Genomic DNA, 14,669 nt, shown 5'->3' with positions numbered 1-14,669 from the left:
GCCCCGAGCCTCGCCAAGCCCGCCGCCCCGCGCCCGGCGGCGCCGGCCGCGCCGCCCGCCCCGCGCCCGGCCGCGCCCGGCACGCACCGGTACACCGTCAAGTCCGGCGACACCCTGTCCAAGATCTCGAAGGCCCAGCAGATCCTGGGCGGCTGGCAGGCGTTGTACCAGGCCAACCACGCGGTGGTCGGCGCCGATCCGAACCTGATCCTGCCCGGGCAGGTGCTCGACCTGGGCTGATGCCCCGTCGGCAGGCGCGGGTTCCGGGCAAACGGACCCGCGCCTGCATTCAGGTGAACTACTGACAGGTAGCCGAGCCACTCCGTGAGACGACAGCCGGGTCCGGGTGGCTGGCCGGGCCGGTGCGGTTAGGCTCTCGTCGTAACGCCTCCGCCATCCCTGTCCGCAGGACCGCTTCCGCAAGGAGATGCATAGTGCCGTCCATTGATGTCGTCGTCGCTCGTGAGATCCTCGACTCCCGCGGCAACCCCACGGTCGAGGTCGAGGTCGGCCTCGACGACGGCAGCACCGGCCGTGCCGCCGTTCCGTCCGGCGCCTCCACCGGTGCCTTCGAGGCGCTGGAGCTGCGCGACGGCGACAAGAACCGCTACTTCGGCAAGGGCGTGGAGAAGGCCGTCCTCGCCGTCATCGAGCAGATCGGCCCGGAGCTGGTCGGCTACGACGCCACCGAGCAGCGGCTGATCGACCAGGCGATGCTCGACCTGGACGCCACTCCGGACAAGTCCTCGCTCGGCGCCAACGCGATCCTGGGCGTCTCGCTCGCCGTCGCGCACGCCGCCTCCGAGGCCAGCGACCTGCCGCTGTTCCGCTACCTGGGCGGCCCGAACGCCCACGTGCTGCCGGTCCCGATGATGAACATCCTCAACGGCGGTTCGCACGCGGACTCCAACGTGGACATCCAGGAGTTCATGATCGCTCCGATCGGCGCGGAGTCCTTCTCCGAGGCCGTCCGCTGGGGCGTCGAGGTCTACCACACCCTCAAGGCGGTGCTGAAGGAGCGCGGCCTGTCCACCGGCCTGGGCGACGAGGGCGGCTTCGCGCCGAACCTGGACTCCAACCGCGAGGCGCTGGACCTGATCACCGAGGCGATCAAGAAGGCCGGCTACACCCCGGGCAAGGACGTCGCGCTCGCCCTGGACGTGGCCGCCTCCGAGTTCTACAAGGACGGCGCCTACCAGTTCGAGGGCAAGGCGCTCACCGCCGCCGAGCTGATCGACTACTACGCCGACCTGGTCGCCAACTACCCGCTGGTCTCCATCGAGGACCCGCTGGACGAGTCGGACTGGGACGGCTGGAAGGCGATGACCGACAAGCTCGGCGCCAAGGTCCAGCTGGTCGGTGACGACCTGTTCGTGACCAACCCGGCCCGCCTGGCCCAGGGCATCGAGACCGGCACCGCCAACGCGCTGCTGGTGAAGGTGAACCAGATCGGTTCGCTGACCGAGACCCTGGACGCGGTCGAGCTGGCCCAGCGCAACGGCTACCGCTGCATGATGTCGCACCGCTCCGGCGAGACCGAGGACGTCACCATCGCCGACCTGGCCGTCGCCACCAACTGCGGCCAGATCAAGACCGGTGCCCCGGCCCGCTCCGAGCGCGTCGCCAAGTACAACCAGCTGCTGCGCATCGAGGAGATCCTCGACGACGCCGCCGAGTACGCGGGCCGCGCCGCCTTCCCGCGGTTCAAGTACGAGGGCTGATCCCCGCGCACGCCTGACCGGTGCCCCGGCCGCCACCCCGTAGGGTGGACTGGCCGGGGCACCGGTGTTGACGCAGAGGGGTGGAGGTCCGATGGCAGCGTGGAGGTTCCCCGGGCGGCCGAAGTTCACCAGCCGGGCCACCGTGCTGGTCCTGGTGCTCTGCTCGCTGGTGGCGATCCTGGCCTATCCGACCCGACAGTTCATCAGTCAGCGCGCCGAGATCACCTCCCAGCGGGCCAAGGCCGACCAGGCCCGCCAGGAGGTGGAGCGGCTGCGCACCGACAAGGCGCGCTGGCAGGACCCGGAGTTCGTCAAGGCCCAGGCCCGCAGCCGGCTGCACTACGCGCTGCCCGGCGAGACCCCGTTCGTCGCCGTCGACCCCGCCCCGGCCGCCGGCCGGACCCGGCCCCAGGGCGGGTCCTCGGCGCAGTCCGTGAAGGCGGCCCTGCCCTGGTACGCCACCGTCTGGGACTCGGTGGACGCCGCGGCCGGCCCCGCCCGCGTCCCCTGACCAGCCCCCGCACCCCGAGAAGACAGCACCTGATGAGCACTGAGAACCAGCCCGTCGCCGACCGCGACCTGGCCGCCGTGGCGGCCCAGCTCGGCCGCGTCCCGCGCGGTACCCGGGCCGTGGCGCACCGCTGCCCGTGCGGCAACCCGGACGTGGTGGAGACCGCCCCGCGGCTGCCCGACGGCACCCCGTTCCCCACCCTCTACTACCTGACCTGCCCCAGGGCCGCCTCGCTGATCGGCACCCTGGAGGCGGACGGGCTGATGAAGGAGCAGACCGCCCGGCTGGCCGAGGACCCGGAGCTGGCGGCCGCCTACCAGCAGGCGCACGAGGACTACATCGCGCGGCGCGACGCCATCGAGGTGCTGGAGGGCTTCCCGAGCGCCGGCGGGATGCCGGACCGGGTGAAGTGCCTGCACGTGCTGGTCGGCCACTCGCTGGCGGCCGGCGAGGGCGTCAACCCGCTGGGCGACGAGGCGCTGGCCGCGCTGGACGAGTGGTGGCGCAAGGGCCCCTGCGTCAGCGAGCAGGACATCGAGGCCGGGGTGGCCGCGCTGCGGGAGCAGCGCGAACAGGCCGAGGACCACGGCGCCGTGATCGCGGCCAAGGAGCGCAAGACGGCCGAGCGGCAGGCCAAGCGGGCCGCCGCCGAGGCCGAGGAGGGGGAGCAGTGAGCCGTACCCGGGTGGCCGCGATCGACTGCGGCACCAACTCGATCCGCCTGCTGATCGCCGATCTGGACCCGGCCACCGGGGAGATCAGCGACCTCGACCGGCGGATGCTGATCGTCCGGCTCGGCCAGGACGTGGACCGCACCGGCCGGCTGGCCCCGGAGGCGCTGGAGCGCACCTTCGCCGCCTGCCGGGAGTACGCGGCGGTCATCGCCGAGCACGGGGTGGACCCGGCGCACACCCGGTTCGTGGCCACCAGCGCCTCCCGGGACGCGGAGAACAGCGCCGACTTCACCAAGGGCGTGCGGGAGATCCTGGGCGTGGAGCCCGAGGTGGTCTCCGGCGACGAGGAGGCCCAGCTCTCCTTCACCGGCGCGACCAAGGAGCTGACCGGCTCCTCGGTCGCCGCCCCCTACCTGGTCTTCGACCTGGGCGGCGGCTCCACCGAGTTCGTGCTGGGCACCGAGCAGGTGGTCGCGGCCCGCTCGGTGGACATCGGCTGCGTGCGGCTGACGGAGCGCCACTTCGCGGGCCTGGAGGTGCCGCCGGCCGAGCGGGTCGCCGCCGCCCGGGCGGACGTCGCGGCGGCGCTGGACCTGGCCGCCGAGGCCGTGCCGCTGACCGCGGCGGCCTCGCTGGTGGGCCTGGCCGGCACCGTCACCACGGTGGCCGCCATCGCGCTCGGCCTGCCCGCCTACGACTCGGCGGTGATCCACCACGCCCGACTGACGGCGGACCAGGTGCGCGAGGTGACCGAGCGGCTGCTCGGGTCGACCCACGCCGAGCGCGCCGCGATCCCGGTGATGCACCCGGGGCGGGTGGACGTGATCGCGGCCGGGGCCCTGGTGCTGCTCTCGATCATGGAGCGGACCGGTGCCCGGGAGCTGGTGGTGAGCGAGCACGACATCCTCGACGGCATCGCCTGGAGCATCGCCGGCTGAGTCGGGAACACGGCTTTTGCCCGGCTTGCGGGGCCCCGGACGGGGCCCCGCCCGCGTGTCCCGGAAGAAACTTCGTGAATTTCTTCACATGGAGTTCCGGCCGTTCTCCGGGCCGGATCGACCGGTTCGTCCGGAATCCGGGACCGAAGGTCGTTCTCGGTGATCGGCCACTGGATCCCAGGTGCTGCTCCGGATCGGCCGACGGAATCGAAAGAAGGGCCGGGAACTGCCGCCGGGGCCGGATCGTTGCTGCTCAGCGGGGGCGTCACCGGTGATACCCCCGGGCCCTACGCCCGCGGTGCCGGTCCGGCACCGGCCGGGGGCCGGGTGGCGGCGAACTGTGGGCGGGCAGTGTAGCAGGCGGTGTCCAGAGGCTTGTGACGGGCCTCACGAAGGGTGCCGCGAGGGGTGCTGGATACTTTCGGATATGAGCACCACGGAGCGTCCTCGCATCCTCATTGTCGGCGGTGGTTACGTCGGCCTGTATGCCGCGATGCGCATCCTCAAGAAGATGCGCTACGGGGAGGCGACCGTCACGGTCGTCGACCCGCGGTCGTACATGACGTACCTGCCCTTCCTTCCCGAGGCGGCCGGCGGCAACGTCGCCCCTCGCAACCTCGTCGCGCCGCTGCGCAGCGCCCTGAAGAAGGCGGAGGTGCTCACCGGTCACGTGACCGAGGTGGACCACGCCCGCAAGGTCGCCACCATCGCGCCGCTGGCCGGCGACTCCTACGAGCTGCCCTTCGACTACCTGGTCGTCGCCACCGGCTCGGTCTCCCGGACCTTCCCGATCCCCGGCCTCGCCGAGCACGGGATCGGCATGAAGACGGTCGAGGAGGCGATCAGCCTCCGCAACCACGTCATGGCCCAGCTGGACAAGGCCGAGTCCACCACGGACGAGGCGATCCGCAGCAAGGCCCTGACCTTCGTGGTCATCGGTGGCGGCTTCGCCGGCATCGAGACGGTCGCCGAGATCGAGGACATGGCCCGCGACGCGGCCAAGCTCTACAAGACCGTCAGCCGCGACGACATGCGCTTCATCGTCGTCGAGGCGGCCAACCGGATCCTCCCCGAGATGGGTCCGGACCTGGGTCTGTGGACCAAGGAGAAGCTCGAAGAGCGCAACATCGAGATCTACATCGAGACCTCGATGGACTCCTGCGTCGACCAGCACGTGGTGCTGAAGAACGGCGTCGAGGTGGACGCGGCCACCATCGTGTGGACCGCGGGCGTCAAGCCCAACCCGGTGCTGGCCAACTTCGGCCTCCCGCTGGGCCCGCGCGGCCACGTGGACACCGCGCCGACGCTGCAGGTCCAGGGCTTCGACTACGTCTGGGCGGCCGGCGACAACGCCCAGGTGCCGGACCTCGCCGCCGGCGAGGGCGCCTGGTGCCCGCCGAACGCGCAGCACGCCGTCCGGCAGGCCGCGGTCCTCGGCGACAACGTGATCTCCGGCATGCGCGGCTTCCCGCAGGCGGAGTACAAGCACAAGAACCTCGGTGCGGTGGCCGGTCTCGGCCTGCACAAGGGCGTGGCGATCCTCTTCGGCAAGTTCAAGCTGAAGGGCCGTCCGGCCTGGTGGTTCCACCGCCTGTACCACGGCGCCATGGTCCCGACCATGAACCGCAAGATCCGGGTGTTCACGGACTGGACCCTGGCGATGTTCCTGAAGCGCGAGACGGTCGGCCTCTCGGAGATGGAGAAGCCGTACGGCGCGTTCCAGGAGGCGGCCGCCCCCGCCCCGAAGCCGGTCGCGGTCCCCGCGCAGGCCGAGGCGGACAAGGCGCTGGCCGCCAAGTAAGCAGTACCGCAGCACGCGACTGACCCCGGCACCGGACGCCGGGGTGTGAGTCGGAGGCCCTCCGCCCGGCAGCGTCGCCGGACCACGACCTCCGTGGTGCTCAGCCGGTTGTGCGACCGGGCGGAGTACATAACGCAGTAACAGGGCGAGGCGAAGGGCCTCGGCCCGGTGGTGAGGACCCACCGGGCCGAGGCCCTTCTGCATGCCCGCCGACGGCGGGTCAGGCGGCCTTGATGCTGTCCAGGATGTCCAGCTTGGCGGCCCGCCGCGACGGCCAGACCGCGGCCACCAGGCCGACCAGTCCGGCCAGCCCCAGGAACAGGGCCAGCTTGCCGAACGGCAGCACCGTGGTCAGGCCGGTCAGGTCGTTCTTCAGGGTGCCGTTCACCGCCCAGGCCAGGAAGCAGCCCAGCCCCAGTCCCAGCACCGCGCCGAACAGCGAGATCACCACCGACTCCAGCCGGACCATCCGCTTGATCCCGCCGCGGTTCAGGCCGATCGCCCGCAGCATCCCGATCTCGCGCTTGCGCTCGAAGACCGACATCGCCATGGTGTTGACCACGCCCAGGACGGCGACCAGCACCGACATGGCCAGCAGGCCGTACATCATGTTCAGCGCGAAGGAGATCTGCGAGCTGAACTGGTCGCGCAGGTCCTGCTTGGTGTCCACCTGGATCAGCGGGTTGTCGCCGCCGGCGTGCACCAGCGCCTGGCGCAGCGCACCGCTCTCGCCGCCGGTGCCCTTGACCAGCACCGTGTCGACGGACAGCTCGGCGCCGTGCCGGGTGAGCGCCTCGTTGGCCATCAGCAGGGGGTTGACCAGGTGGTTCTTGGTGAACACGCCGCCCACCGTGAGGGTGCCGGTGCTGCCGTCGGGGTAGACGGCCGGCAGGGTGGAGCCGACGGCCAGTCCGTTCGCCTTGGCCACCTCGTCGTCGACCAGCACCTGGCCCCGGCCGAGCGCGGCGGTGGAGCCCGAGGTCAGCTTCACGTGCAGCACCTGGTCGGCGGCGGCCGCGTCGATCCCGGAGACGGCCCGCGTCTTGCCGCCGACCTCGAACCAGGAGTCGGTCAGCGGCGAGCTGGCCGCCACCCCGGGGGTGTGCGCGACCTTCTCGGCGATCTCCGGTGCGACGCTCAGGCCGTTGGAGAGCTGGACCGAGTAGTCGGCCTTCATGGTGTCGGTGACCGCCCGGTCGACCACGCCGGTGACCGAGGCGCCGAGCACGGTCAGCGCGCTGACCAGGGTCAGCCCGATGGTCAGGGCGGCCGCGGTGGCGGCGGTGCGGCGCGGGTTGCGCACCGCGTTCTGCCGGGCCAGCTTGCCGGAGACGCCGAACACCCGGCCCAGCACCGGGCCGACCAGCGCGATCAGCGGGCGGGAGAGCAGCGGGATCAGCACGAAGGTGCCGATCAGCGCGAACACCGCCCCGCCGGCCACCCACCACTTGCCGGCGGAACCGGCCGAGGAGCCCCACAGGATCAGCGCCGTGCCGCCGCCGGCGATCACCGCGCCCACGCTGTTGCGCACCACCAGGCTCTTCTGGGAGCTGGGCAGGTCACCGCTGCTCATCGCGGCCACCGGGGGGATCCGGGCGGCCCGCAGGGCGGGCAGCACCGCCGAGACCACGGTGACCAGCACACCGGTGAGGACCGCGGCCAGGACGGTGGCCGGGCTGATCACCAGCGGACCGGAGGGCGTGTTGCCGCCGGCCAGCGAGCCCATCAGCGACTGCAGCCCGGCGCCGATCCCGATGCCGGCCAGCAGGCCGGCCACCGAGGCGAGCGAGCCGATCAGCAGCGCCTCCGCCAGCACCGAGCCGGTGACCTGGCGCCGGCTGGCACCGATCGCCCGCATCAGGGCGAGCTCCCGGGTGCGCTGGGCGATCAGCATGGTGAAGGTGTTGGCGATGATGAAGACGCCGACGAAGAGCGAGATGCCGGCGAAGGCCAGCAGCATCGTGCGCATGCCGCTGAGCGAGGAGCCGATGTCGGCCTTCTCCTGGTCCTGCAGCTGCTGGGCGGTCCTGGCGGTGATCGCGTCGGAGTTCGGCAGCGCGTGCAGCACCTCGGTCAGCAGCGCGTCCTGGCTGCTGCCGGGCGCGCCGATGACCTCGATCCGGTTGAACTGGCCGGCCGTCAGCAGCTGCTGCTGGGCGGTGGCGGTGTCGAACAGGACCAGCGGGTTGCCGGAGTTGACCGCGGGGGAGTCGGAGGTGAAGACGCCGGTCAGGGTGGTGGACAGGGCCGGGCCGTTGGTCGCCACCCGGACCGTGTCGCCCACGTGGTAGCCGCCCTTGTCGGCGGTCCTGCGGTCCAGCGCGATCTCGCCGGCGTGCTGCGGGCCGCGCCCGGCCACCATCGGGTAGCGCGGGTCCCGGCCGTCGGTGCCGGGCACGTAGTTGGAGCCGTTGGAGTCGCGGCCCTGGCCGATCGCCTTGCCGCTGCGGTCGGCGACCGCCGTGAAGCCGTCCACCACGCCGACCGCGCGGGCCACGCCGGGCAGGGCGGACAGCTGGGTCACCGTGCCCGCGCCCAGGTGCGCGGCGGCGGTGCCGGTGTGGTCGGCCGCCCTGGTGTCGTTGCCGGCGCCATGGTCGGTCACCTGGACCGAGAAGTTGGCGAAGTCCTTGGAGTAACTGTTCTTCAGGGCCGAGCCGAAGGTGTCCGAGAAGACCATGGTGCCGGCCACGAAGGCGGTACCGAGCATGACGGCCAGCGCCGTCATCAGGAGCCGGCCCTTGTGGGCGAGCACGTTGCGCAGTGCGGTGCGGTACATCAGTTGGTCCGGCCCTTCGCGTCGAAGCGGCGCATCCGGTCCAGGACGGAGTCCGCGGTGGGGGCGGCGAGCTCGTCCACGATCCGGCCGTCGGCCAGGAAGACGACCCGGTCCGCGTAGGAGGCGGCGACCGCGTCGTGGGTCACCATGACCACGGTCTGGCCGAGTTCGCGCACCGAGTTGCGCAGGAAGCCGAGGATCTCGGCGCCCGAGCGGGAGTCCAGGTTGCCGGTGGGCTCGTCGGCGAAGATGATCTCCGGACGCCCGGCCAGCGCGCGGGCGCAGGCGACCCGCTGCTGCTGCCCGCCGGAGAGCTGGGACGGACGGTGGCTCAGCCGGCCGGACAGGCCGACCGTGTCGACCACCGCGTCCAGCCAGGCCTTGTCCACCTTGCGGCCGGCGATGTCCATCGGCAGCGTGATGTTCTCCAGCGCGGTCAGCGTCGGCAGCAGGTTGAAGGCCTGGAAGACGAACCCGATCCGGTCCCGGCGCAGTTGGGTCAGCTGCTTGTCGCGCAGGCCGACCAGTTCCACCTCGCCGATGGTGGCCGAGCCGGCCGAGACCGAGTCCAGGCCGGCCATGCAGTGCATCAGGGTCGACTTGCCGGAGCCCGAGGGGCCCATGATCGCGGTGAACTCGCCCCGGTGGAACTCGACGCTCACGTCGTCCAGGGCGACCACCCTGGTCTCGCCGGCGCCGTACACCTTGCTCAGGCCAGTCGCACGGGCGGCCGCCCGCCCGGTACCGACGGCGGTCGCGGTCGTCGTGGTCATGGAGGAACTCCTTCGGTCGGCCACCGTCGCAGGGCGGCGCTTGGGGATGTCTCCATGCTCCCGGCGGCCCGGGGCCCAATTCGTCGCTCCGGCGGACGGTTGGGTCCCTGACCCCAGACCTAGGCCGGGGGCGGCTTCCTCCTCCTGCGGTATGACACGGACCCTGATGGCCGGATGGCGCTCATCGCTGGCCGAATCGCGGACAGTTCGTCAGATGGCAAGGAAACATGACAACTTCCCCGGCTGGGAACATGCGCAAGAGGGATCGGGACGACTAGGCTCAGGGGTGGCCCCGGAGCGGGGCCGGCGGTTCCGGCCCGGATGGTGGAACGCAGACACGGGCAGCTTAAAACTGCTTGGCCGCAAGGTCGTGCCGGTTCGAGTCCGGCTCCGGGCACCACAGTTCGCGTTTCGCCGGCACACCGGTCGGCGACCGCGGGCGGGGCGGGTCCCGGCCATTGCTTTACCAACACATTACCCTTGCTCCCGTGGGCGGCGCCGTGCCGCTCGTGGGAGGAAGCGCATGCGCACCAGCAACCCGGTCTTCTCGCGCGGTCCGTACGAGCGACGGTCGGCCGACCGCGCCCCGTACCTGGACGAGCGGGGTGCCGACCGGCTGGAGCAGCTCTACCGCGCCCCGGCCGCCGGCCCGGCCGCCACCGGCCGGATGACCATGGACGACGTGGTGCTGAGCACCGCGCTGAGCCTGCTGGTCCTGGTCGCGGCCGCCGCCGCCGCCTGGGTCGCGCTGCCCGCCGGGAGCTACGGGGTCGCCGGGCTCGCGGCGCTCGCGGCCTTCGCGGTCGGCCTGGTGCTGAGCTTCCGACAGCGCGCCGCTCCGGCACTGGTGCTGCTCTACGCGGCACTGGAGGGCTTCTTCCTGGGGGCCGTGACCAAGGCACTGGAGGCGGTCTGGCCGGGCATCGCGGTGCAGGCGGTGGTGGGCACGGCGGCGGTCTTCGCCGGGATGCTTCTCGCCCACCGGGTCGGCTGGATCAAGGTGACCGCGCGGTACGCCCGGATCGGCACGGCGGTGGCCGTCGGCTTCCTGGTGCTGTTGCTGGTCAACCTGGTGGCCGGGCTGTTCGGTGCCTCGCCGGGGCTGGACTCCGGGCCGCTGGGCATCGTGGTCGGCCTGGTCGGGGTGGGCCTGGGCGCCTTCTTCCTGTCCCTGGACTTCGCCGCCGTGCAGGACGCGGTCGGCCGCGGCGCCCCGCGCGCCGAAGCCTGGCGGGCCGCCTTCGGCCTGACCCTCTCGCTGGTCTGGATCTACCTGGAACTGCTGCGCCTGATCGCCGTGCTGCGCGGCGACGACTGAGCACCGCGACGACCGGGCACGGCGGCAGGCCCTAGAGTCGACGCCATGTCAGAGACCCTCGACGCCCTCGACCTGCAGGACGCGGTCGACCAGCTGGCCGACACGTACCGGGCGATGCCGCAGAGCCGACTGCTGGGCGCGGTGCCGGGCCACGCCTCGCGGGCGGCGGCCGCGCTCGGGCTGGCCCGGGAACTGGCCGGCACCGCGCAACTGCTGGAGTTCGGACCGGACGCGCCGCCGCGGGAGATCCCCGAGGCCGGGGCGTTCGCGGTGGGGGACCAGCTGGCGGTGGCCGGACACGACCTCGCGGCCGCGCTCGGTGCGCTCGCCCCCGACGCGGCGGTGCGCACACGCGACGGCGCCCACCGCGGTGCGGCCGAACTCCTGGCGGAGGCGGTCGCGGCGGTGGGCGCCGTCGCTGCGTGCTGTTCCTGAGCGTTCCCCCGGGCGGCGTGGGTCAGATGCTGGCCACCACCCGGTCGGCCAGCACGTAGACGGTCTCCTCGTCGGTGGAGAAGGTCAGCGAGTAGGAGCCGGAGAACCGCGAGCCGCCCAGCAGCCGCACGTCCTCGCCGGCCCGGACCGCGTCGATCAGCCGGTAGGCCGCCTCGCGGTCGCCGGGGGCCACGCAGAGCGTGGTGCCGTCGGCGAAGGCGTAGACGTCCAGGGTGCCCAGCGGGCCCGGGCGCACGTCGGTCAGCGCGATCCGGTCCTCGGCCAGCATCGTGAGCCGGGTGTCGGTCCACTCGCGGGAGGGGGCCGGGCTGGGCACGAAGTCCGGGTGCGAGGGGTGGCGGCGCGGGTCGGGCGCGGGGGCCGGCTCGGCGGCCGCCTCCTGCTCCGGGTCGAGCAGCCCGGCCTCCAACCCGGTCGCGGCCAGGTCGGCCTCGCGGCGGGCCCGCTGGTCGCCCTCGCCGCCCTGGCCGGGCGCGCCCGGGGCGCTGGGGTGGCCGGCGGCGCCGGCGGCGGCCAGCGTGCCGCTGTCGTTGATCATCTCCTCCAGCGCCGAGCGCAGCGCCTCGCCGAAGGCCGGGTCCATGGTGCCCGCGTTGTCGGCGGCCTCACCCGGACCGGTCGGGCGGGGGAAGAAGAGCGGCCAGTTCTCCACCGGGCCCAGGCCCTGCAGGCCGCTCAGGCCGTGCGCCAACTCGCCCGGGGCGCCGGGGAAGGGCGTGTCCAGCAGCAGGTCGTCCTCGGCGGCCCGGGCCTCCTGCTCGGCCCAGAACGCGCGCGCCTCGCTGATCTCCCGCTCGCGGTCGGCGGCCAGCGCCTCGGTGACGGCGCGGCGTATCGCCGTCTCGTCCAGGGTGTTGGCCTCCGCGGCGCCCAACCGGCGGCGCAGGGCGCGCAACTGGAGCAGCACGGTGGTCGTGGCGGCGATCAGGACCAGCAGCAGGGTGACATACACGGCGCTCACGGAACGTACTCCTTGCACGGAGTGGAACGGGGGAACATCTCCACACTGCCGCATGGGTGGCTGGTACTGCAGGGGAAGATGTCCGTTTTGTCCGTGACGTTCGTCATTGTCCGAAAACCCGGATGCCCCCTGGTGTACGCTGCGCTGTTACTCGACTCCATGGGGTGGAAATCGGTGCCCGGGGAAACGAGTTGGGGGCCGGTCCGCACACGGTGGTGCGGATCGGCCCCCAGCTACGCAGGGTGACGATCGGCCGGGACGGTCGGCCGGTCGGTCAGCTGAGGCGCTCGATCACCATCGCCATGCCCTGCCCGCCGCCGACGCACATGGTCTCCAGACCGAACTGCTTGTCGTGCCACTGCAGCGAGTTGATGAGCGTGGTGGTGATCCGGGCGCCGGTCATGCCGAAGGGGTGGCCGATCGCGATCGCGCCGCCGTTGACGTTCAGCTTGTCCAGGTCGACGCCCAGGTCGCGGTAGGACGGGATCACCTGGGCCGCGAAGGCCTCGTTGATCTCGACCAGGTCGATGTCGCCGATGGTCAGCCCGGCCCGCTCGAGCGCCTGGCGGGAGGCCTCCACCGGGCCGTAGCCCATGATCTCCGGGGAGAGCGCCGAGACGCCGGTGGAGACCACCCGGGCCAGCGGCGTGATGCCCAGCTCGCGCGCCTTGGTGTCGGACATGATCACCAGGGCCGCGGCGCCGTCGTTCAGCGGGCAGCAGTTGCCCGCGGTGACCGTGCCGTCGGGGCGGAAGACCGGCTTGAGGCCCTGCACGGCCTCCAGCGTCACCCCGGCCCGCGGGCCGTCGTCGGTGCTGACCACGGTGCCGTCCGGCAGCGTGACCGGGGTGATCTCGCGCTCCCAGAAGCCGGCCTTGATGGCGGCCTCGGCCAGGTTCTGCGAGCGGACGCCGAACGCGTCCTGGTCGGCCCGGGTGACGCCCTTGAGCGCGGCCAGGTTCTCCGCGGTCTGGCCCATCGCGATGTAGGCGTCCGGCAGCAGGCCGTCCTCGCGCGGGTCGTGCCACTCGCCGCCGCCCTCGGCGGCCCGGTGGGCGGTGCGCGCCACGGCCTCGTCGAAGAGCGGGTTCTGGGTGTTCGGCATGCCGTCCGAGGTGCCGTTGATCGAGCGGGAGACCGTCTCGACGCCGGCCGAGACGAAGACGTCGCCCTCGCCGGCCTTGATCGCGTGCAGTGCCATCCGGGTCGTCTGCAGCGAGGAGGAGCAGTAGCGGGTGATCGTGGTGCCGGGCAGGTAGTCCATGCCCATCTGCACCGCGACGATCCGGGCCAGGTTGTGGCCCTGCTCGCCGCCGGGCAGGCCGCAGCCCAGCATCAGGTCGTCGATCTGGCGCGGGTCCAGCTGCGGGACCTTGGCCAGCGCGGCCTGGATGATGTGCGCGGTCAGGTCGTCCGGGCGGACGTCCTTGAGCGAGCCCTTGAAGGCGCGGCCGATCGGCGAACGGGCGGCGCTGACGATGACGGCTTCGGGCATGACGGCTCCTTGAGGCTCTCCGAGGGCTACAGAGAGGAAGTTACTCCCAAGTAGCGCGGGCGTCACCTGCCTCCGCGTGTGAGCTGGCCGACGCGGCGGGTCCGGTGGGCGGGGCGTCGGCGGGCGCCTCGGGAGCGGGTTCGCCCGGAGTGGGCAGGCCGAGCCGCAGCCGGTGCTTGACCAGTGCCCAGCGCCGGCCGCCGGCCCCGTCGGCGGCCGACGCCACCTCGGTGCCGGAGCTGCCCGCCGCGGTGGCCGCCGCGACCGCCATCGGCAGCACCGCCTCGCGCCGGCCCGGCTCCGCCACGGCCGCCTCGGGCCACAGGTCCAGCGCCGCGCAGACGGTCGGCAGCACCGCCATCGCGGCGGTGGCGTAGCCCTGGGCGGAGGGGTGGAAGCGGTCCGAGGCGAACATCTCCGGGCGGGCCGCGAACTCCGGGCCGAGCAGCGAGCCCAGCGACACCGTGCGCCCGCCGGCCTCCACCACCGCGATGGTCTGCGCCGCCGCCAGCTGCCGACTGACCCGCCGGGCCACCCAGCGCAGCGGCGGGTGCACCGGCTTGATGGTGCCCAGGTCCGGGCAGGTCCCGACCACCACCTCGCAGCCGAGCGTGCGCAGGTCCCGGACCGCCTCGCCGACCAGCCGCACCGCCTGCGCGGCGGGGGTGTGCCGGGTGACGTCGTTGGCGCCGATCATGATCACCGCCACGTCCGGGTCGGCCGCCGCGGCCAGTCGCACCTGGCGGGCCAGGTCGTGCGAGCGGGCGCCGGACACCGCCACGTTCACCAGCCGCACCCGGCGCTCGGCCACCGAGGCCAACCCCGCCGCCAGCAGCGCCCCCGGGGTCTCGCGGGCCCGCCGCACCCCGAGGCCGGCGGCCGTGGAGTCGCCGAGGAAGGCCAGCACCAGCGGCTCCTCGCCGTCCAGCGCCGGGTCGGCGAAGTCGTCCCCGTACACCCCGTCGGCCTTCGGCGGGTGGCCGTCCAGCACGCCGACGGCGCGCACCGCCAACCGGCTCTCGGTGATCAGGACCCCGGCCAGGCCCACCCCCAGCAGGCCGAGCCCGCCCCCGCCGTAGGCCGCGGCCGTGGCGATCCGGCGGGCGACCCGGGCTCTCGATTGCTGCGCTCCCGGCATTGGACGACCCCCTTCGCGTGCGCTGTGCTGCCCTGTCCTGGTCCTGCCCGTCCTCGTGCTGCCCGTCCTCCTGCAACGCTGGAGAGTCTGGTTCGCAGTCCCGG

At 72.8% G+C, this 14,669-nt stretch carries 13 protein-coding genes and 1 tRNA gene; 9 read left to right on the top strand and 5 right to left on the bottom strand.

Features of this window, described 5'->3' with window-relative positions; all coding sequences use genetic code 11:
- The 6 genes from ACFW1A_RS12695 to ACFW1A_RS12670 all read left to right on the top strand — a co-directional run.
- A partial coding sequence (locus ACFW1A_RS12695; protein WP_380408058.1) for a LysM peptidoglycan-binding domain-containing protein occupies nucleotides 1-240 on the top strand: 240 nt, incomplete at its 5' end.
- A gap of 194 nt (nucleotides 241-434) precedes the next feature.
- A complete protein-coding gene (gene eno / locus ACFW1A_RS12690) occupies nucleotides 435-1,721 on the top strand; it encodes a phosphopyruvate hydratase (RefSeq protein WP_380408056.1) in 1,287 nt (428 codons plus the stop codon).
- A 91-nt stretch (nucleotides 1,722-1,812) separates the two neighbouring features.
- Nucleotides 1,813-2,232, top strand: a complete 420-nt coding sequence (locus ACFW1A_RS12685) for a septum formation initiator family protein (RefSeq protein WP_380408054.1) — start codon at nucleotides 1,813-1,815, stop codon at nucleotides 2,230-2,232.
- Nucleotides 2,233-2,264: 32 nt separating this feature from the next.
- Nucleotides 2,265-2,906 (top strand): DUF501 domain-containing protein, encoded by a 642-nt coding sequence (locus ACFW1A_RS12680; protein WP_380408052.1) that lies wholly within the window; start codon nucleotides 2,265-2,267, stop codon nucleotides 2,904-2,906.
- Nucleotides 2,903-3,844, top strand: a complete 942-nt coding sequence (locus tag ACFW1A_RS12675; RefSeq protein ID WP_380408050.1) for an exopolyphosphatase — start codon at nucleotides 2,903-2,905, stop codon at nucleotides 3,842-3,844. The genes ACFW1A_RS12680 and ACFW1A_RS12675 overlap by 4 nt, the downstream gene beginning before the upstream one ends.
- 427 nt (nucleotides 3,845-4,271) lie before the next feature.
- Nucleotides 4,272-5,645: an NAD(P)/FAD-dependent oxidoreductase gene (locus ACFW1A_RS12670; RefSeq protein WP_380408048.1), complete on the top strand. Its 1,374-nt coding sequence runs from the start codon at nucleotides 4,272-4,274 to the stop codon at nucleotides 5,643-5,645.
- A 220-nt stretch (nucleotides 5,646-5,865) separates the two neighbouring features.
- Here the strand turns inward: ACFW1A_RS12670 and ACFW1A_RS12665 are convergent, their stop codons facing one another.
- Nucleotides 5,866-8,424, bottom strand: coding sequence for an ABC transporter permease (locus tag ACFW1A_RS12665; RefSeq protein WP_380408046.1), 2,559 nt, complete (start codon nucleotides 8,422-8,424; stop codon nucleotides 5,866-5,868).
- The gene (locus tag ACFW1A_RS12660) at nucleotides 8,424-9,197 is read right to left on the bottom strand and encodes an ABC transporter ATP-binding protein (RefSeq protein WP_380408044.1); all 774 of its coding nucleotides are present in this window, start codon (nucleotides 9,195-9,197) and stop codon (nucleotides 8,424-8,426) included. Before ACFW1A_RS12660 ends, ACFW1A_RS12665 begins: the two co-directional genes overlap by 1 nt.
- A gap of 315 nt (nucleotides 9,198-9,512) precedes the next feature.
- Here ACFW1A_RS12660 and ACFW1A_RS12655 point away from each other — a divergent pair.
- The 3 genes from ACFW1A_RS12655 to ACFW1A_RS12645 all read left to right on the top strand — a co-directional run bounded on the left by ACFW1A_RS12655 (nucleotide 9,513) and on the right by ACFW1A_RS12645 (nucleotide 10,950).
- Nucleotides 9,513-9,597, top strand: a tRNA-Leu gene (locus ACFW1A_RS12655).
- Between the two features lie 123 nt (nucleotides 9,598-9,720).
- Entirely contained in the window at nucleotides 9,721-10,515 is a 795-nt protein-coding gene (locus ACFW1A_RS12650) for a Bax inhibitor-1/YccA family protein (RefSeq protein WP_380408041.1), read from the top strand.
- Between the two features lie 45 nt (nucleotides 10,516-10,560).
- Nucleotides 10,561-10,950, top strand: a complete 390-nt coding sequence (locus ACFW1A_RS12645) for a hypothetical protein (protein WP_380408037.1) — start codon at nucleotides 10,561-10,563, stop codon at nucleotides 10,948-10,950.
- A 22-nt stretch (nucleotides 10,951-10,972) separates the two neighbouring features.
- Here the strand turns inward: ACFW1A_RS12645 and ACFW1A_RS12640 are convergent, their stop codons facing one another.
- The 3 genes from ACFW1A_RS12640 to ACFW1A_RS12630 all read right to left on the bottom strand — a co-directional run bounded on the left by ACFW1A_RS12640 (nucleotide 10,973) and on the right by ACFW1A_RS12630 (nucleotide 14,565).
- Nucleotides 10,973-11,932 (bottom strand): hypothetical protein, encoded by a 960-nt coding sequence (locus ACFW1A_RS12640; RefSeq protein ID WP_380408035.1) that lies wholly within the window; start codon nucleotides 11,930-11,932, stop codon nucleotides 10,973-10,975.
- Nucleotides 11,933-12,206: 274 nt separating this feature from the next.
- Nucleotides 12,207-13,427, bottom strand: coding sequence for an acetyl-CoA C-acetyltransferase (locus tag ACFW1A_RS12635; protein ID WP_380408033.1), 1,221 nt, complete (start codon nucleotides 13,425-13,427; stop codon nucleotides 12,207-12,209).
- Nucleotides 13,428-13,467: 40 nt separating this feature from the next.
- On the bottom strand, nucleotides 13,468-14,565 hold the full coding sequence (locus tag ACFW1A_RS12630) for an SGNH/GDSL hydrolase family protein (protein ID WP_380408031.1): 1,098 nt from the start codon (nucleotides 14,563-14,565) through the stop codon (nucleotides 13,468-13,470).
- Nucleotides 14,566-14,669 lie beyond the last annotated feature (104 nt).

The sequence above is a fragment of the Kitasatospora sp. NPDC058965 genome (genome assembly GCF_042741245.1).
Classification (GTDB): Bacteria; Actinomycetota; Actinomycetes; order Streptomycetales; family Streptomycetaceae; genus Kitasatospora.
This window is presented reverse-complemented; position numbering and strand designations above follow the sequence as displayed.